This window comes from Acetomicrobium sp. (genome assembly GCF_059026225.1).
The window spans coordinates 635870-655276 of sequence record NZ_JBWQOQ010000007.1 but is presented as its reverse complement, the minus strand read 5'-3'; the positions used below and the strand labels follow the sequence as shown (position 1 = coordinate 655276).

General features: G+C 44.2%; 17 protein-coding genes and 1 tRNA gene. 17 read left to right on the top strand and 1 reads right to left on the bottom strand.

Going from position 1 to position 19407, the window contains the following annotated elements; genetic code table 11:
• Positions 1-42: 42 nt before the first annotated feature.
• Entirely contained in the window at positions 43-1422 is a 1380-nt protein-coding gene (gene glmM, locus AC5SXE_RS07725; protein ID WP_493917083.1) for a phosphoglucosamine mutase, read from the top strand.
• 15 nt (positions 1423-1437) lie between these two features.
• Positions 1438-2307: a UTP--glucose-1-phosphate uridylyltransferase GalU gene (galU, locus tag AC5SXE_RS07720; RefSeq protein WP_310850015.1), complete on the top strand. Its 870-nt coding sequence runs from the start codon at positions 1438-1440 to the stop codon at positions 2305-2307.
• Positions 2308-2641: 334 nt separating this feature from the next.
• On the opposite strand, the gene AC5SXE_RS07715 is transcribed toward galU, so the two are convergent.
• Complete coding sequence (locus AC5SXE_RS07715; protein ID WP_303883121.1) at positions 2642-3058, bottom strand: Fur family transcriptional regulator; 417 nt, start codon at positions 3056-3058, stop codon at positions 2642-2644.
• Between the two features lie 161 nt (positions 3059-3219).
• On the opposite strand from AC5SXE_RS07715, the gene AC5SXE_RS07710 reads away from it, so the two are divergent.
• The 15 genes from AC5SXE_RS07710 (at position 3220) to glyQ (ending at position 19391) form a co-directional block, all read left to right on the top strand.
• Positions 3220-3295, top strand: a tRNA-Gln gene (locus AC5SXE_RS07710).
• Positions 3296-3362: 67 nt separating this feature from the next.
• On the top strand, positions 3363-4766 hold the full coding sequence (gene glmU, locus AC5SXE_RS07705; RefSeq protein WP_493917082.1) for a bifunctional UDP-N-acetylglucosamine diphosphorylase/glucosamine-1-phosphate N-acetyltransferase GlmU: 1404 nt from the start codon (positions 3363-3365) through the stop codon (positions 4764-4766).
• The gene (locus AC5SXE_RS07700) at positions 4766-5734 is read left to right on the top strand and encodes a ribose-phosphate diphosphokinase (RefSeq protein WP_303883119.1); all 969 of its coding nucleotides are present in this window, start codon (positions 4766-4768) and stop codon (positions 5732-5734) included. The genes glmU and AC5SXE_RS07700 overlap by 1 nt, the downstream gene beginning before the upstream one ends.
• 158 nt (positions 5735-5892) lie before the next feature.
• On the top strand, positions 5893-6573 hold the full coding sequence (locus AC5SXE_RS07695; RefSeq protein ID WP_303883118.1) for a 50S ribosomal protein L25: 681 nt from the start codon (positions 5893-5895) through the stop codon (positions 6571-6573).
• Positions 6574-6582: 9 nt separating this feature from the next.
• The gene (pth, locus tag AC5SXE_RS07690; protein WP_332636144.1) at positions 6583-7161 is read left to right on the top strand and encodes an aminoacyl-tRNA hydrolase; all 579 of its coding nucleotides are present in this window, start codon (positions 6583-6585) and stop codon (positions 7159-7161) included.
• A 6-nt stretch (positions 7162-7167) separates the two neighbouring features.
• A complete protein-coding gene (mfd, locus tag AC5SXE_RS07685; protein ID WP_433912438.1) occupies positions 7168-10317 on the top strand; it encodes a transcription-repair coupling factor in 3150 nt (1049 codons plus the stop codon).
• Complete coding sequence (mazG, locus tag AC5SXE_RS07680; protein WP_303883115.1) at positions 10296-11114, top strand: nucleoside triphosphate pyrophosphohydrolase; 819 nt, start codon at positions 10296-10298, stop codon at positions 11112-11114. The genes mfd and mazG overlap by 22 nt, the downstream gene beginning before the upstream one ends.
• Positions 11115-11120: 6 nt before the next feature.
• Positions 11121-12572, top strand: coding sequence for a pyruvate carboxylase subunit B (locus tag AC5SXE_RS07675; RefSeq protein WP_303883114.1), 1452 nt, complete (start codon positions 11121-11123; stop codon positions 12570-12572).
• A gap of 34 nt (positions 12573-12606) precedes the next feature.
• The gene (locus tag AC5SXE_RS07670) at positions 12607-12849 is read left to right on the top strand and encodes a NifU family protein (protein WP_493917081.1); all 243 of its coding nucleotides are present in this window, start codon (positions 12607-12609) and stop codon (positions 12847-12849) included.
• Positions 12850-12875: 26 nt separating this feature from the next.
• Positions 12876-13904 carry a PhoH family protein gene (locus tag AC5SXE_RS07665; protein WP_493917080.1) on the top strand — a complete coding sequence of 343 codons (1029 nt, stop codon included), beginning with the start codon at positions 12876-12878 and terminating at the stop codon, positions 13902-13904.
• Entirely contained in the window at positions 13867-15891 is a 2025-nt protein-coding gene (locus tag AC5SXE_RS07660) for an HD family phosphohydrolase (RefSeq protein WP_493917079.1), read from the top strand. Before AC5SXE_RS07665 ends, AC5SXE_RS07660 begins: the two co-directional genes overlap by 38 nt.
• A 22-nt stretch (positions 15892-15913) precedes the next feature.
• Positions 15914-16411, top strand: a complete 498-nt coding sequence (ybeY, locus tag AC5SXE_RS07655) for an rRNA maturation RNase YbeY (RefSeq protein WP_493917078.1) — start codon at positions 15914-15916, stop codon at positions 16409-16411.
• Between the two features lie 5 nt (positions 16412-16416).
• On the top strand, positions 16417-17724 hold the full coding sequence (locus tag AC5SXE_RS07650; protein WP_323721102.1) for a hemolysin family protein: 1308 nt from the start codon (positions 16417-16419) through the stop codon (positions 17722-17724).
• 61 nt (positions 17725-17785) lie between these two features.
• Entirely contained in the window at positions 17786-18466 is a 681-nt protein-coding gene (gene recO, locus AC5SXE_RS07645; RefSeq protein ID WP_493917077.1) for a DNA repair protein RecO, read from the top strand.
• Between the two features lie 43 nt (positions 18467-18509).
• Positions 18510-19391: a glycine--tRNA ligase subunit alpha gene (glyQ, locus tag AC5SXE_RS07640; protein ID WP_323721104.1), complete on the top strand. Its 882-nt coding sequence runs from the start codon at positions 18510-18512 to the stop codon at positions 19389-19391.
• Positions 19392-19407: the final 16 nt, after the last annotated feature.

Sequence of the window (19407 nt, the reverse complement as noted above, 5' to 3'; positions counted from 1 at the left end):
TAGTAAAATAGCGAAATTTAACAAAATAGGAGTGAACTTCCGATGGACAGAAAGATTCGCTGTTTATTTGGAACAGATGGAGTGAGAGATGTAGCCAATAAGGGAGTCATGATTCCAGAGATGGTTTTGCGTTTGGCGAGAGCATATGCTCTTTTCTTGGCAGAAAGAGGAATGCCGAGACCTAAAATTGCGATAGGGATGGACACGAGGCTTTCTTGCCAAATGTTACAATCCGCTCTTGAGGCGGGTTTCATGTCTGCCGGAACTGATGTCTTGATTTTAGGAGTTATTCCCACTGCGGGAGTTAGCTTTGCAGTACGACATTATAACACGGCAGGGGGTGTGGTAATAAGCGCGTCTCATAATCCAGCCGAGTATAACGGAATTAAATTTTTTGATCGCAATGGAGTTAAGTTGAGCGATGACGATGAAGCATCCATTGAAGAGTATCTGGGAGACTCCATGTTGGATGAATGGAGACCCACCGGTGCATCTATAGGGCATGTCGTTGAAGTAAGTGACGCGGTGGATAGTTATGCAAAGCACATGCTTACCACAGCTAGTTCATTGTCTTTATCTCGATATAAAGTGGTTGTTGATTGTGCTAATGGCGCTGTAATTGAGCCGGCACGTTTGGTTTTTTCGGCCCTAAAACCTAAGGAACTATTTTTTTTGGGAGATGAACCAAATGGTCTAAACATCAACGAAGGCGTCGGAGTAATGTGCATCGATACGGCAAGGGAAGCTGTCTTGAGGCAGGAGGCAGATTTCGGCGTTGTCTTTGACGGAGATGGCGATAGAGTTTTGTTCGTAGATGGCAAAGGTCGCGTTATAGATGGAGATATGATAATTTGGGTTTTGGCGAGATGGCTTCGCAAAAGGGGAGCCCTGGGAGATGGGGTCGTCGTAACTGTCATGAGCAACATGGCTTTGGAAGAGCATCTAAAAGAGGAGGGCATAGCCGTTCATCGTTGCTCCGTGGGTGATCGCTATGTTTACGAAACGATGCAAAAAACGAATTCCTTGCTTGGAGGAGAGCAATCGGGTCACATAATAATCAAAAATCACGTACAGACGGGCGATGGCCTGTGTACCGCGTTGATGTTTCTCATGGCTTGCGATGAACTCGGGTTAAAAATGGACGAACTCTTCGATGAATTTTCTCCCTATCCTCAATTTTTACAAAACGTTAAAGTCCGTAACAAGGAAAAAATCCTATCACATCCTGGCTTTTTAAAATGTCTTAAAAAGTGCGAGGAAAGGATAAGAGAAAATGGGCGCATCTTTGTCAGACCCTCGGGGACGGAGCCATTGGTGAGAATTTTACTTGAGGCTAAAGATATGGATTTGAAATCGATAGCTCGAGAATTGGCTTTGCAAATTCAGATAATAGATGAAGAGCTCAAAAATACAATTACATGAGGGAGGCATCTTTTCATGTCCGAGGTTCGTAAATGTCTATTTCCTGTAGCCGGCCTTGGAACTCGCTTTTTGCCAGTTACTAAGGAGATACCAAAAGAAATGCTGCCGCTAATTGATAAACCTGTGATTCATTACGGGGTCGAAGAAGCTGTAGCCTCCGGATGCAGGCAAATAATATTCATAACAGGAAGAGGCAAAAGGGCCCTGGAAGATTATTTCGATAGGTCGTACGAGTTAGAGCAGTTCTTGAAGGAGCGCAACAAGGAAGATCTCTACAATTTAATTTTGTCAATAAGTTCTTTGGCTGACTTTGCTTATGTTAGACAACCGGAACCCCTGGGATTGGGACATGCCATACTTTGCGCGGAACCTTTTTGCAGCGAGCCCTTCGCCGTTATATTGACTGACGATGTTATTATATCCTCAAAACCCGCCCTAAGGCAGCTCCTAGATGTCCGCGAGAAACTGGGGGGCTCAGTGATAGCTTTGGAAAGGGTTCCCCATGAAGAAACTGAAAGATATGGCATTGTCGATGCTCGTTTGTATTCGGACAATGTGTATCAAATTAACGATTTAGTAGAAAAGCCAAGCAAAGATAAGGCACCTAGCGATTTGGCCATTATTGGAAGATACATCCTGTCTCCCACCATCTTTGCTCATATTAGAAACATCGATAGAGGAGAGGGAGGGGAATATCAACTTACAGATGCATTAAGAAGTTTAGCGAGAGAAGAACCACTGTGGGGAGTAGTGTATGACGGAGATCGCCTGGATTGCGGTACTAAAATGGGATGGTTTAAATCGATTATAAAGAGGGGGCTTCAAGACCCGGAATTGAAAGAAGTGGTTCTTGAAGTTTTGCGGGAAGAAGAATATAAAGAATAAATGAGTTTTTTGTAGCCTAGTTTACGGCTTCTTAATATAATATTTTTAAAAGTGTAAGATATTAAAGCAATTTTCCTATCATCTTCCTTGGTGATTGTTGCGAAAACGGCTGGTCATTAAAACATAAATGTACATGGCGACAGGTATCAAAGGAGCTATGGCTATGTAAAAGGGGGCGAAGACCAGCAGGACCAAAAAACTTAAAACCATCATTAAGAAGAATAGAACCCAAAAGATGCTTCTTAAGAATTTTGCTTCTTTCTTCTGCGCAAATATGGCGATGACCGACGAAGCGAGTGTTAGTATTATAATAATGTAACAAAAAAGCTTTACATTACTTTTTATCGCACTCATGGCATAATCCATAGAGGTAAACCTGCATGCTCCGCGCTCTGTATTTACTCAGGCGTTTTAATGTGTCTCTTTCTTCTTGCGACATATCAATGTCTTCAAGCAATCCGCACCTTTGGCAAAAAAAGTGGGCATGTGTCTCCGGAGTGGGATCAAAGTGGGTTTTTTTATCGTCTATCGTGAGTATCTGTAAGAAGCCCATCTCTGCTAGCAATTGCACTGTGCTATAAATAGTAGCAAAAGATATGGCGGGGTGACTTTTTTGTAGCTCGCTATAAAGTTGTTCTGCCGTAGGGTGATCCTTTCGCCCACACAACTTTTCTATAATAGCCTTTCGTTGGCCAGTCAATTTATATCCCCTTGATTTAAGTTTTTCTAAGACTTCATCAATACTCCACATTTTCCATACCCCCCCAGCTTGTTACTTAATTTATAACTATTTAAAGGTAATTTTGCAAGAGAAATATTTCCCTTCGGTCGAACAGAAAAATGAGATCGCATTCTTGGATTTGATCTGGACAAGATGTCAATATTTCATGTATAATTCAACTTGCCTTACGATGGGGTGTAGCCAAGCTGGCAAGGCAGCGGACTTTGGATCCGCGATTCGCAGGTTCGAATCCTGCCACCCCAGCCATATATGTGGTATATAAATGGGGGGAGGAATGGCTCCCCCCACTTTATTGCATTGGGAGGATTAAAAAATGAAATCTGAATGGGGAGCATTGATTCTTGCCGCTGGTAAGGGCACGAGGATGAAAAGCGCTACTGCAAAGGTGATGCAACCCATTTTATGCGAGCCGATGCTTTTTTATCCTTTGAGGACTTTAAGTGAGTGTGAAGGTGTTTCTATAGGGGTGGTGGTGGGTTACGGCAAGCAGGAAGTTAGCGATTATTTGACGAAGGAATGGCCCCAAGTTGCGATAATTGAGCAAAAGGAACAAAAGGGCACGGGAGATGCAGTTAAAGCGGGTTTTCACTTTTGGAAAGACTACAAATATATGTTAGTCCTTCCTGGAGATGTCCCTCTCATTACGAGCGAGTCGATCAAGCAACTAATGAGAATCCATCTTTTGTCCGATTCATCATTGAGTTTCATTAGTTTTAAAGTTGCAGATCCTGCCGGATATGGCAGAGTCATCAGGTCCGATTGCGGGATTCGAATAGTCGAAGAAAAGGACGCGACCGAGGATCAATTGGCAATCAACGAGGTGAACAGCGGAATTTATGCCTTTTCGACAGCTGCATTAGAAAGATATATTAATGAGCTAAGATGTAAAAATGTACAGGGAGAGTATTACCTTACGGATTTAGTTGAACTTTTTCAGCAGGACAAAGAGCGAGTTGAGGTTTTATCCATGGACGGTGAAGATGAATTTTTAGGGGTCAATGACCCTTTGCAATTGGCCTACGCGACCAACCTGTTGAGAGACTTGCTCGTAAAACGCTGGATGGAAAAGGGAGTCAAATGTGCCGATCCTGAGACGGTGCGGATAGGTCCCCGGGTAGACTTCGAAGGTGAAGCCTATCTTGCTCCTTATGTGCAAATCTTTGGCGAGACTAGCGTTGGTGATCGCTGCAGTATTGGCAGTTTTTCTATATTAAAAGATAGCAAGCTCGAAAGCGGCGTTTCTGTTCATCCCCATGTCGTTATTGAAAGTTCTGTAGTTCGACAGAACGCCATCGTAGGGCCTTTCGCGTATTTGCGGGATGAGACGGAAATCGGCCCTAAGTCCTTTGCTGGAAAGTTCGTTGAAATTAAACACTCCAAAATTGGAAGCGGAAGTAAGGTTCCCCATTTATCCTACATAGGCGATGCCACGATTGGCGAGGACACCAACATAGGCGCTGGTACTATTACTTGTAATTACGATGGAAAGAGAAAGCATCCAACGAAAATAGGCAACCGCTGTTTCATTGGAAGCGATACAATGTTAGTAGCACCTGTCGAGCTCGATGACGATGCCACGACAGGGGCAGGTTCTGTAATTACTCAAAACGTTCCAATGGGAGCGCTTGCTTTGGCCAGGGCGCGGCAGCGAAACATTTTAGGATGGAAAAAGAGAAGGGAAAATATCAACAACAACGATAATGGGGGTCGGTCTTGATGATTGTTGAAGATAGAGAACTGAAAATTTTTTCAGGGCAGTCTCACCCGGAATTTGCGCAGAAAGTGTGCGAAAGCCTTTACATACCATTGGCAGCATCGAAGATCTATAGATTTTCCGATGGTGAAATAGGGATTTCTATAGAAGAAAGTGTTCGAGGTGCCGACGTATATGTTATACAATCGACATGTTATCCGGCTAATGAAAACCTCGTGGAGCTTTTAATATTTTTGGACGCCCTTAGGAGGGCTTCTGCTTATCAGATCAACGTAGTGATACCATATTTTGGATACGCCAGACAAGACAGGAAGACACGGGGTAGGGAACCCATAACGGCAAAGCTGGTAGCGAATTTGCTTGAAAAAGCTGGGGCTGACAGAGTTGTGTCAGCGGATCTTCACGCTGGGCAAATTCAAGGGTTTTTCGATATCCCTGTGGATCATCTCACGGCAGTTCCCTTGCTCGCCTCTTACTTTCAGGAAAAATTAAAGGACGAGATAGAAGCCAACAACTTAGTAGTCGTCTCACCGGATATAGGTGGAGTGGTGAGGGCGAGGAGGTTTGCCGAACCAATGCACACGGAATTAGCCATTGTAGATAAAAGAAGATCTTATGATATTGCAAATCATTGTGATGTCATGGAAATAATAGGACACGTCGAGGGGAAAGTAGTGATACTTATAGATGACATAATAGATACAGCCGGTACAGTTGTCAAAGCCGCTGAGGCGTTGTTTGAAAGGGGAGCGAAAAAGATTTATGCAGCCGCGACGCACGCAGTTTTATCTGGTCCGGCTATCGAAAGGTTAAAAAACTCTCCCATAGAAGAAGTGGTCTTGACCGACACTATCCCATTGCCCGAAGAGAAAATGTTGGATAAAATCACCTTGTTATCCATAGCTCCTCTCTTTGCTGAGGCCATAAGCAGAATTCATTCTAACGACTCTGTTAGCATATTGTTCCGATGAATAACTATCTACATTAATGTATCTACATTAATGAATGTAGAATTTGAGTTTCAATTACTATTATGATTTTGAGATGGTCCTTATTTTTATTGATTAAGATCGCTGTGCCGATGGCATATCAATTGGGTCATAATTTTAATGTTTAGGGGGAATTTGATATGGCAGCTAGAAGCATTGAAATCAAATTAGAGCTTAGGAAAGAGACGGGGAAAAATAAGGCAAAGAAGTTGCGTAAAGAAGGATATTTACCGGCTATTTTTTACGGGCCGGGTTATAAGGAATCTATTCCCGTCATGGTTCGTATCGACGATGTATTGCCCTATTTACAATCCTCGCATTGGGGAACTTACGCCTTTAATGTTACCCTGCCTGATGGCAGGACGGAAACGGCCTTGATAAGAGATCTCCAAGTAGATCCCTTGAGCAGGGAAATTCTTCACGTGGATTTCTATCAACTTTTGAAGGGTCATAAGGTGCTTGTAGCAGTACCCGTAGTTTTGGAGAACAGAGATGACTGTATAGGGGTTAAAAAAGGCGGGGTTTTGGTTCAACCACTGTACGAGATTGAGATGGAAGTGTTACCTGGCGAGATACCCGATGGGATACATGTGGATGTCGCTGCGCTTGATATAGGCGATAGCGTTCGGATGTCCGATATTGAGCTACCTGAAAGTGCAGTTATCTCAATTGACCCTGAAGAGACTATAGTTCAGGTCGTTGAGCCAATCATTGAAGAGATCGAGGAAGCCGTTGAAGAAGAGGTTGAAGAAGAAATGGAAGTAGAGGTTATTGGCAAGAAGGGTGTCGTTGAAGAAGAGGAGGAAGAAGAGGAGGAATAGGAATTTAGAGTGGGCGTGCGACTTTGCGTTGGTCTTGGTAATCCCGGTGTAGAATATGCTATAACGAGGCACAATATCGGTTGGCTAGTCGTAGATTCCTTGCTAGAGAAATTAAAAAGCGGCGCTAGCTATGAATATCGCTATAGAGGCATGATTTGGGGGCCTTTCGACGTAGAGGATGAGAAGGTGTACTTGTTGAAGCCCTTGACATTTATGAATTTGAGTGGTCGTTCTGTTGCTCAGGCGGCAAGGGAGCTGGAGGTGGGCATTTCAGATATATTGATCATTTATGACGATGTAGACTTGCCCTTTGGCAAACTCCGACTTCGAGCCAAGGGAAGCGCCGGCGGACACAAAGGGATGGCTTCTGTAATCGCTGCCTTGGGCACCCTGGAGGTGCCGAGGCTTAGAGTTGGAATCGGGAAAGAAACGCCCGCCCAGGATTTGGTCGCCTTTGTTCTGTCTTCTTTCGATGAGGACGAAATGGAGTCTTTGCCCGAGATTCTTGAAAGAGCTGCCAAGGCGGTTCTTGCTTGGATTGTCTTGGATATCGAACGTGCCATTTCATATGTAAATAGTGGCCTTTAGGATGGGATGTTAACAGTGCAGGCATACATTGATAAAGTTTGGGATGTTGATCTCAAAAATTGGACAAGGGGTGATGCTCTCTACCTTCAGGCAAAGGGAGCGGCTAGAGCTTGGGTATGCAGGGATTGTACTGTTAAAAGCATAGTTGTATTTCCTGATAATGGGCAAGCCCTTGACTTTTACTTCGATTGGAAGGCCTTGTTTGGCGAAGAGGAGATCATTTATTTGCAAGAGTTGCCTTTATCGTCGGATAAGGTTGGACATTCTGCTTTGTGGGTAAACAGAGGAGAATCTTTTAGAAAATGGCGCGATGGTGATATAAAAAAGCTTTTGATCACGACTCCCGGTTCACTGATGACGCCCCTTTCTTTTGCCGAAGATAGCTTTAGCATAATGGTTGGAGAAACCATTGGCAGAGACAATCTGGCTCGATGGCTTCAAAACAGCGGCTACGAGGCTGTAGATTTGGTTTGGATCCCTGGTCATTTTTCGGTCAGGGGGAGTTTGGTGGACTTATTTGATCCGCTCTACAAATATCCAATAAGGGTGGAATTCTTTGACGATGAGGTAGCAAGCATTAGGGCTTTTGACACAGAAACCCAAAAAAGCGTGGCCCATCATCAAGAAATAGAGATACACCGCATTTTTGGGAGCAAGCCGGCATTTCCATTCGATATGCTCCCAGAGGATTGCAGGATAATCCTTTTTGAACCCAAAGAATTAGAATCGCAGGCGGATATATATTGCTGGCTTTGGTGCAAACTGTGCGATAACGATCGTTCATTGCCACCTATACCCCGATGGCAGGAAGTTTACAAGGCAATAGCGTCATTGCCTCGTATAAGGATCACCTCTCTCCTTCAAGGTGCTACATTTCGTTTTAATATATTAAAAGAACCTTTTTTCAGAGGAAAACTGGAAGAGGCCAATGCCTATTTGAGCAAATGGAAGGCTAAGGGTTATAAGGTTTGTTTGTACGCAAATATGGATCATCTAGGGAAATGGGCAGATAAAACTGGCGTAGAATTCATTCCTCAGTCAATAAGCGGCGGGTTCATGGATATAAGTGGCAAATATATGGTCTTGTCGCAGTCAGCACTTGCAGGTATTGAACAGCCTTTCGCATCGGATTACACCTACCGACCACCCTTGGATTGGCAAGAGTCCCTAGAGGTTGGGCAATACGTCGTACACGAAGATTATGGCGTAGCAATTTTTAGGGGAGTCAGTTATGTCGATACCCAAGAGGGCAAATCGGAGTATTTGATTTTGGAATATGGTGATAAAAAGCGACTTTTAGTCCCTGTATATCAACTTTATAAGATAGCGCCTTATGAGGGTATTTATGGAGTAGAACGTCAGTTAGATCGTTTAGACAAACGATCTTGGAAAAGAACTCTGCAAAAAGCTAAAGAAAAGGCTCAAAAAATAGCGGAAGACCTCGTTTCACTCTATGCATTAAGAGAGATGAAAAGAGGCCATTCATTTCTAAAGGATGGGGAGATGGCCAAATATTTTGAAGGGACCTTTCCTCACGAAGAGACGGCAGACCAGTTGAAGGCTATAGAAGAGATAAAAAGTGACATGGAAAAACCTGTCCCAATGGACAGAGTGTTAGTCGGAGACGTTGGTTTTGGGAAAACCGAAGTTGCTTTGAGGGCTGCGATAAAGGCTGTAGAGGGAGGGAAACAAGTCGCAGTGTTAATCCCGACGACCTTGCTTGCGGAACAGCACTTTGAAAACTTCATTTCCAGGTTAGGCGATATACCCATAAGGGTCGAGCGATTATCTCGTTTTGAAACGCAGGCCAAGCAGCGCAAGATACTAAAAGATACCATGGAAGGCCGGGTTGATATCTTGATCGGAACGCATCGCTTATTGCAGGGTGACGTTCGCTTTAAGGATTTGGGGTTGGTAATAATAGATGAAGAGCATAGGTTCGGCGTAAGGCAAAAAGAGTTTTTAAAGAAAATGCGAACGGAGGTCGATGTCCTGTCCATATCCGCTACGCCTATACCGAGAACGCTTTATATGGCCCTATCTGGCATAAGGGATATTTCCCTTCTGAGCACACCGCCAAAGGACAGACAACCTGTCATTACCGTAGTAGGGCCTTGGAAGGACAGTTTGGTGAGAGAAGCGATCCTCAAGGAGATATCCCGCGATGGTCGAGTTTTTTTCGTGCATGATCGCATTAAAGGTATTATGAAGCGTGCCCGAAGTCTGCAAATGCTTGTCCCTGAGGCTAAAATCGGCGTAGTTCACGGACAACTTCCCAAAAGTAAGCTGGAGAAGACCATGATGAAGTTTTTAAAAGGCGAGATTAACGTTCTTGTTTGCACAACGATCATCGAAAGTGGCCTGGATGTAGCGAAAGCCAATACCTTGATTGTAGATAATGCCCATATGTTTGGTTTATCCCAACTTCATCAGCTTCGCGGTAGAGTTGGCAGAAGGAGCAGGCAAGCCTTTGCGTACATGCTATATCCGGCAGATAAGCCTTTGACTAGCGAAGCAATGCAAAGGCTTGAAGCTATAGCCGAATGTAATCAACTTGGCGGAGGATATAAGTTGGCTTTAAGAGATCTCGAAATTCGAGGAGGAGGAAATTTGCTCGGTGTAGAGCAACATGGCCAGGTGGAAAAAATCGGGTTTCAACTTTATTATAAATTGATCGAAAATGCCATGAGAAGCTTAAAGGGGGAAGATATCGAAGGCCTTTACGTGGACGTAAGAATACCCGTGGGTATTCCTGAGTACTACATACCGCAAGGTTCCTTGAGGGTAGCCTTGTACAGAAGACTGCTCAGGGATTTAAGCTTTGAAGATATCGATGACCTGGAAGGCGAACTAGTAGACAGGTTTGGACCCTTGCCTGAGGAAGTTAAATTACTGCTGAACGTTGCAAAATTGAGGGCGGGATTACCCCATTTTCGGGTAAACGAAATAATGATTGATTCAAAAGAAATCGTCTTGCAAGGAAAAGATGGGGGATTGTTTCAGTTGGTCGGTGGCAGGCCCTGCTGGATAATTAGCAAAAGCCGCGCCAGCGGACCAGGCGGCGCCAGTGGGCTAAAACGCCTTGTGGGGTATATGATCGCTGCATTTGAGTGCGGTAAGGGGATGGTCGAAGAATGGAATCGAAGCGCAATATAGGAGCGAGTTTTGAAGAACTTGTAGATATAATGGTTCGGCTGCGAGCTCCGGACGGTTGCCCCTGGGATAGGAAGCAAACTTTGAGCACGCTTAAAGAGTACATACTTGAAGAAGCCTATGAACTGATCGATGCAATAGAGGCCGAAGATGCAAGAAACATATGCGAAGAGTGTGGCGACTTGCTTTTGCAGGTCCTTTTTGTCGCTCAGATTGCCTCGGAGAATCAATGGTTTCATATTGGAGATGTTATAAATACTTTGTGCGATAAGTTGAGGCGAAGACATCCTCACGTTTTTGGCGATACCTTCGTGCTAGATAGCGAAGAAGTCAGACGCAATTGGGATATGATAAAACTGAAAGAGCGAAAAAAGGAGGACCAGTCCCGATTAGCCGGCATTCCTCGAACTATGCCGGCATTACTTAAAGCTTACGCTATTCAAGAAAGAGCTGCAAAAGCAGGCTTTGATTGGCAATCTGGTAATCTCGAGCCTTTATGGGATAAAATAGAAGAAGAGATTAGTGAGCTTCGTGAGGCCTTAAAAGAGGGCGACATGAAAAGCGTTGAGGAAGAGATTGGTGATTTATTCTTTGCTGTAGCTAACTTGTCAAGACATGTGGGAGTTAACCCAGAAGAGGCTTTACAAGGGGCTAACGAAAAATTTTCAGAGAGGTTTCGTTTTATCGAGGAAAGCGTAGAGGAAAGTGGACGCGGCTGGGGTGATTACACACTTGACGAGCTGGAGGTTCTTTGGCAATCTGCAAAAGAAAGGCTCAATGAAGAATCGCGAGGAGGTTAAATTTGGATGATTAGCGCTGATGGCTTGGACATATTTGCTGAGCAAATTAAAGGCAATGGAGGAAAAAGAAAGAAAATATTGGTTACAGAAACTGTGCTAAGGGATGCACATCAATCGTTGATGGCTACCAGAATGAGGACGAAGGACATGTTGTCCATTGCAGCTAGGATGGATGAGGTGGGATATTACTCATTTGAAATGTGGGGAGGCGCCACTTTCGATGCAGCCATGCGATTCTTAGATGAGGACCCTTGGGACCGCCTGAGGGCATTGAGGCGTGTAGTCAAAAAAACGAAACTTCAGATGTTGCTACGTGGCCAAAATCTAGTTGGCTATAAACACTATCCCGATGATGTCGTTCGAGAATTCGTGAAAAGAGCCGTTGGAAACGGCCTCGATATAATTCGTGTTTTTGACGCCTTAAATGACTTGAGAAATATGGAAGTAGCTGCCGACCAGGTGAAGAAAGAAGGAGCTCATTTACAGCTTTCCATTTGTTACACTATTTCCCCCGTACATACTCTAGAATCTTTTGCGAACCTTGCCCTTGAAATGAAGGATATGGGGGCTGATTCAATATGCATCAAGGATATGGCGGGATTGCTCTCTCCCGTTGTCGCTTACCGGCTGGTTAGAGCTATTAAGGAAAAGTGCGACTTGCCCGTGCACGTTCACACTCATTACACGAGCGGAATGGGCTCGATGGCCTATTTAGCAGCTGTTTTAGCTGGAGCTGATATAATTGACTGTGCAATTTCACCCTTCGCCATGGGAACCAGCCAACCGCCTACAGAATCGATGGTAGCAGCTCTAAAAGATTCCATATACGATACTGAGATCGAATTACAAGATCTGGTTCCGATAGCCAACCACTTTAAAGAAGTTAGAGAGAAAAACAAAGACCTAATAGTAGGCCTTACGGGAGTTGATATTAACGTCCTGATATATCAGATTCCTGGTGGAATGTATTCCAATCTGGTAAGCCAATTAAAAGAACAAAACGCCCTTGACAAGCTTGAGGAAGTCCTTAGGGAAGTGCCTAAGGTCCGTCGCGAGATGGGATATCCTCCTTTGGTAACTCCAACTAGCCAACTTGTTGGTACTCAAGCTACTTTAAATGTCCTCGTGGGTAAAAGGTGGCATATAGTGCCCAATGAAGTTAAAATGTACTTTCTGGGTTATTATGGCAGGCCTCCGGCACAAGTCGATCCGGAAATAGCCGTGAAGGTAGTTGGAGACGAAGAGCCAATTACCTGCAGGCCCGGTGAAATTTTGGAGCCTGGTTTAGAGGAAGCTCGCGAGGCGATAAAGCCTTGGATTTTGCAGCCTGAAGATGTTTTAACTTACGCACTATTTCCCAACGTTGCTAGGGATTTCCTTGTGAGAAAATTCGCAAGGACGTTAAAGAGGGATGTAGGTTTTGAAGAACCCGTTGAAGGGGTAGCTTATCCGGTGTAGATCAGGTTATTAACGATAAAGGAGGTAATGAATTGTGCTACAAGTGCAAAAAAGCATAACTGAAATTATAGAAAAGGATATAAAGCCTGCTTTGATGTCTCATGGTGGGGGCATAGAGTTCGTTAGCTATGATGAGAAAGAGAAAAAGGTCCTTGTTCGTTTGACTGGCGCCTGTGGAGGGTGCCCTTTTGCCAGGGAGACGTTGCGATTTCAGGTGGAAAATGTCTTGAAGGGACGCTTTCCTGACGCAGTGAAGTCCGTGGAAAGCGTTGACTAACCTTAAGGGAGGGAATTTTTTTATCCTTGACGGGTTCATTTAATTCTAAAGGTGGAGTACAAAGTCGTGAAGATTCCTCGCCCGAAATTCTGGTCGTGGCAGATGAGAAAGTATTAGAAAAAATCTTAGGCCAAAGGGACGAGAACATTCGTGCCGTAGAAGAAAGATTTCCTGTTCGGATAACGGTTAGAGGAGACGAAATACAGGTTCACGGTCCCGATATCGAAGTGGTTAAGCTAGTTGCCAAATTTCTTGGACAATTGGCAGAGGTAGCTGAAAAGGGCTATAGACTTACGCCCGCCGAAGTAAAATACGGAATGAATATACTGGGCGAGGGCGGCAAGGTCGATTTACTTTCTCTTTATGAAGAGGTCATATACATCACTTCGAGGGGAAAACCGGTGAGGCCTAGAACGGCCGGACAAAAAAAATATATTGAAGCAATTAGACGCAACGAAGTGGTTTTTGCAATAGGCCCAGCCGGTACGGGTAAAACTTATTTGGCCGTAGCCATGGCAGTTGCGGCTTTAAAGGCATCCGTTGTAAGCAGGATTGTTTTAGTAAGGCCTGTTGTGGAGGCAGGGGAGCGGCTTGGTTTTTTGCCAGGTGACGTAAAAGAGAAGGTTGAACCTTACTTGAGACCTTTATACGATGCTTTCTTCGAGTTATTATCCCCGGAAAGATTCATGAGGCATCTTGAAAAAAATGTCATAGAACTGGCGCCGTTAGCCTATATGCGGGGAAGGACGTTAAACGACAGCTTCATAATATTGGACGAAGCTCAAAATACGACACCGGAACAAATGAAGATGTTTTTGACCAGAATGGGATTTGGTTCCAAAGTGGTTGTGACAGGAGACATAACGCAAATTGACTTACCCCCTGGGAAAGAGTCAGGCCTTAAAGTAATTCAAGGTGTCTTGGAAGGTATCCCGGGCATTGAATTCGTGTTTTTAACCAACTATGATGTGGTGCGACACGAGATGGTGCAGAGGATAGTTGAGGCCTATGAAATTTATGAAAAAAAGAAGAGGGACGACCAGAAGCTACCCTAAGAGAGTAGCTATCGCCTTATCTCAGAGTTCTTTGCGCTTAGAGTGGCTTTTGCGTTTCTTTATTTTGACAGTTGTAGGAATTTTATTCTTTTGGGGATGGAGGTTGGACGTGGCTAACAAAGGGTTTGAAGTTGGCCTTCCATCCCCAAGAGATTATTATGTATTGTCGAATATTATTTATTTGGATGAGAAAGCAACTGAACAATTGAAAGAAAATTTAGCATCTAGAGTAATGGGCGTTGTGGTTCGTGACATTTCACTCACTCCCATAGTCAGGGCATTGCTCGAGGATATCGATAATCCATCATCTTGGCTTTATTTGCCGGGTGGATTAGCGAATATATTGAGCACGTTACCCTCCCCTAAAAGAGAGCGTGTCTTAAACGTGACACGTGATGTCGGATTGCACCTCTTAAGTTCGGATAACTATGGTGTCGATAAGGTCGATCTTAAATTAGATCTTTGGAGATATCTTGCCGAGGCAGATTTGCCGATCGCCGATCAAAATGTTGCATACCAAATATTGAGCTATCTTTTTGCCATCGTTGTCGATACTGATGATGAAGCAACTTCTTTAATCAGGGAGTTTTACAAATCAAGTGTCGAGCCCATAGAAAGAATCCTTCAACCGGGCACATTGTTGGTGGAAAAAGGTGATATAGTTACGCCCGAGATAGCCGAAATCCTTAAGTCGCAAGGCTATTTCGAAAAGCGCTTTCCCTGGATGCAAGCAGCTATGCTGCTTTCTATGGTGTTTCTTTGGTCCTTTTTGCACCGATATACCGAACTGCAGGAGTGGAAAGAAGCCCCTAAAGTTAAGATACTGTATTTTGCCTCTTTACTGGTTTTTGGTTGGCTGATTCAATTTAGTGTAGCTAGATTAAATCCCCTATATAGCGGAATCGGTATTTTGCCAATAGTGGGTTGGGGTTATTTGACATTGCCCAATATAAGCGCCTTTTATTTGGGGTTAAGCGGAGGATTGCTAGGGGTTATGATAAGCTATGTTAATTCCTTCGCCTATTTGTATTCCATGCTGCTTGTCGTGCTGATAACGGTATTGGCACACGCGATCTTCAAGGAAAGACCCACTACACGTGCTAAAGCTTTTTTAAAAGTGCAAGCCATTGGATTTGGGGCCGTAGCGTTGTGGTATGTGTTCAGCTGGGTTTTTTATCACGCGCCGACAATTCCCGATGTACTGTTCCTATTAATGTTATTACTAATCCTTGGAGGGGCATTTGTATTGTTGCTTCCTATGCTTGAAATGACATTTGACGTGGTATCTCCTATTAAGTTGATGGAGCTTACTCATCCAAGCAACGTGTTGCTAAAACGTTTGCAAGTTGAAGCTCCGGGTACCTATCACCACTCTATGATGGTGAGTACATTGGCTGAAGCTGCAGCTGAGCAAATTCGTGCCAATTCCCTTTTAGTTCGAGGTGGTGCTTATTATCACGATATCGGTAAACTTAAAAGGCCGCAGTACTTCATAGAAAATCAGATAGAAGGAGAAAATATACATGACACGCTTTCTCCGCCTCTATCTGCTCTTGTGATATTGTCTCATGTTCAAGAGGGCATAAACCTTGCAAAGGAATATGGACTTCCCGGTGTAATGATAGACTTTATTAGCGAGCATCACGGTACGACCTGCTTATCTTACTTTTATAATAAGGCAAAAGAAAGCGGGGATGAAGTTGATAAGACACAGTATTGCTATCCTGGTCCTAAACCGCGCTCGAGGGAGACAGCCTTGTTGATGCTTGCCGATTCGGTTGAAGCAGCGGTGCGCGCCCTAGGGCTATCGGTTTTAAGTGTGGCAGCCCTTGGCGACACCGTAAGACAAGTTATAGAAGCAAAAAAACGGGAAGGCCAGCTGGATGAAGTTGACTTGACGATGAAGGATCTTAAGGAGATACAAGAGGCCTTCGTTGCGACGTTGATGTCCATGTATCATACTAGGCAGATAAAGGAGAAAATATGACCATGAAGGAGAAGGTGGTATATTGGAAGTAAGGCTGGATATTAAGGGCGAGGAACTTCTCGAGCGTGTGATTGGGAAGCCCGTCTTCTTGCAGGAACTGGAAAAATTAACAGCTAAAGTCCTCGAGGAGGAGTTGGAGGAAAAACACGACATAAAGTCAATAGAGGTATCTTTGACCTTCGTGGAACCCGATGAGATGTTAGAATTGAACGAGCAATACCGAGGTATCGATGAACCAACCGATGTTCTTTCCTTTCCCTTATGGGAAGAAGAGGATGGTAGATTTTTGCTGCCTTCAAAGGACTGGGATGAAGTGGCTTTGGGCGATATTGTAATCTGTCCCAGAGTTGTGATCGACTTTGCTCGAGCTTCAGAGAAAGAGCCCGAAGAAGAGATCGTGTTGATTTACATTCACGGGCTACTTCATTTGCTGGGGTATGACCATACTACCGAGGAACAAGAAGCAATCATGTGGAAAAAACAAGAGGAATATCAAAATTATATAAAGGGAGGGCGATAATAAAGGTGGATACCGATCTGCCCAGTAGTATCTATTTGCTACTTTTTTGTCTGATACTGTCGGGGTTTTTTTCCGCCTCGGAAACCTCAATAACGGCGACGGGAAAAGGCAAGCTACTTGCAATCAAGGAAAAGAAGCCGTCAAACAAAGCCAAATCTATAACTTGGCTGGTCGAGGATATTCATCGGGCTTTAACCGTTACGCTGATTGGAAACAATTTGGTCAACATCGCTGCTAGTGCTGTAGCTACATCAGTTGCTGTGTATCTTTTTGGGGATAAGGGATTGCCAGTTGCAATCCTTGTAATGACATTTCTGATCTTAATATTTGGCGAGATTCTTCCTAAGACCCTCGCTATTTCTCATGCTGAAAAAGTAGTATCACTCTTTTTGCCCTTTCTTAGGTTAGTTTGGTTGATCCTTTCTCCGCTAGTGTGGATCGTTACTTTGATAACCAAAATTTTGGGGAAAGTAATCCACGTCGATTTGTCCTTACAACGTGCCTTTATGACTAGAGAGGACATCGAAGAGATGCTCAAGATAGGAGAAGCCACTGGGGCAATAGAAGATGATGAAAGGCGCATGATTAAGGGCATAATATCCTTTGAAGACACCAGAGCCTATCAGGTCATGGTGCCGAGGATGGACATGGTGGCAATTCCCAGCACCACTACCATAGGAGAATCCATAGAAATCTTTAGTCAGCACGGACATTCCAGGGTACCCGTATATGAAGGGGATATCGATCATATAAAGGGTATTTTATACGTAAAGGACATCATAGTTCCGCTTTATAAAGGAAATTATGATGACCCCGTTGCCAAATACGTGAGAGAGGCCATGTTTGTTCCCGAGAGCATAAAGATAAGTGATCTCTTCGATGCCATGAGGGCCAAGCGGGTTCACATGGCTATACTTGTCGATGAATACGGGGGAACCGCAGGATTGATCACCATGGAAGATTTACTTGAAGAGATAGTCGGAGAAATACAGGACGAATATGATGCCGAAATGCCATCCATATACGAAGAATCGGAGGGAGTTTACATCGTAGATGGACTTGTAAACCTTGAAGATTTGAGCGAATATCTCGACTATCCCTTTGAATGCGAGGATGCTGATACTGCCGGCGGGTTTGTCCTGAGTCATTTCGGAAGATTTCCGCTTCCCAGCGAATCCTTTACCTATGGAGAGTGGGTTATAAAGGTTTTGGAGGTCAATCAGCGTAGGGTAAAAAAACTTAAATTGAGCAAGATTCCAGAAGCAGACAACGAGACTGAGAAAAGTAACGGGAAGGAGCCCGTTGAATCTTGAGCCAGACATTTGAAAGATTAGGAAATTTGGCGACCTATCTATGAGACAGGGATACTGTAAGTTGACAGGGGTAGTCTTGCGAAGGTATGAAACGAACGAAGGAGACATAAGATTATACGTGTTCTTTCGAGATTGCGGCCCTTTGTGGGTTGTTGCTCCAGGAGCAGCTCGTGGCAGGAGGAGATTTGGCGGGGCTACGGAACCCTTGATATGGGGATACTTTGGTTGTTACAGGAGTCCAAATCAATTATACTTGCGCGAGGTTGAGGTAAAAGAGGATCATTGGGGAATAAGAACAAAACCCAACAAGCTTGAAAGGGCCATGATTTGGGCTCGCCTCCTGGTCAAATATTTGCTACCCGCGCATCCTTGCAACGATGTATTGGTCATTTTCTACGATTCCCTATACCTACTTGAAAGGGATGTGGAAGAGGGTCTCGTTGAGTGGCGTTTTCTTTACAGATGGACAAAAAGGTGGGGATTGGCTCCCGACATCTCTAGGTGCGCTTCGTGCGGCAAAAAACTTGTAAAAGCCTGCTGGGATGAAGATGTTCTCCTTTGCGAGCGTTGTCATCCCAAAAATGGTGAAGCAATTTCGTGCGAAATATTGAGAGAGCTAATTACTGTAGTCATGCTTTCTCGAAAAAATTTAGTTGAATGGACTCAAAAGAAAAAGTCAAAAGCAAACTATGCACTTTATAATGAAAAGTTAAAGAACATCTTGGAACGAAGCTTAACTTAAAAATATAAATTAGCGAACATTAAGCAGGATAGGGGGAATTTTCGTGAACCTCCAAGAGGTCATTTTCAGGTTAGAACGCTTTTGGGCGACACAGGGCTGTTTGATTCAACAGCCCTATGACATCGAAGTGGGAGCAGGCACCATGAATCCTGCGACCACATTGAGGGTTTTAGGTCCAGAACCGTGGAGGGTCGCTTATGTGGAGCCTTGCAGGCGTCCAACGGATGGACGTTACGGCGAGAACCCTAACAGATTGCAACATTATTATCAATACCAGGTGATAATTAAGCCGGCTCCGGACGATGTACAGGATATATACCTTAAAAGCCTAGAAGCTTTAGGCATCGATCCCGCGGATCACGACATCAGGTTTGTGGAGGATGACTGGGAGTCTCCGACCATTGGAGCGTGGGGATTGGGTTGGGAAGTTTGGCTTGATGGGATGGAAATAACACAATTTACTTATTTTCAACAAGTAGGCGGTATCGACATGGATGTCGTCCCGGTGGAGTTAACATACGGAATAGAGCGCATAGCCATGTTTGTACAAAAAGTTGACAGTTTGTTCGATTTACGTTGGGTTGGAGATATCACCTACGGTGATATACATTACAGAGGAGAAGTGGAACATTCTACGTATAACTTTGATGAAGCCAATGTTGATATGCTCTTTGAACTGTTCAATATGTACGAAGCAGAAGCGAAGCGTCTTGCAGAAAAAGGTTTAGTTTTACCAGCTTATGATTACGTATTGAAGTGTTCTCACACCTTTAACTTGCTCGATGCAAGGAATGCCATTAGCGTCACCCAAAGGACAGGCTTTATAAGCAGAGTTAGGGCCGTTGCGTCCATGTGTTGTGAGAAATATCTGGGTCAACGCGAAGCGGCAGGTTATCCTTTTATGGAAAAATTCCAACATTGCTAAGTTTTAGCCAGTCAGG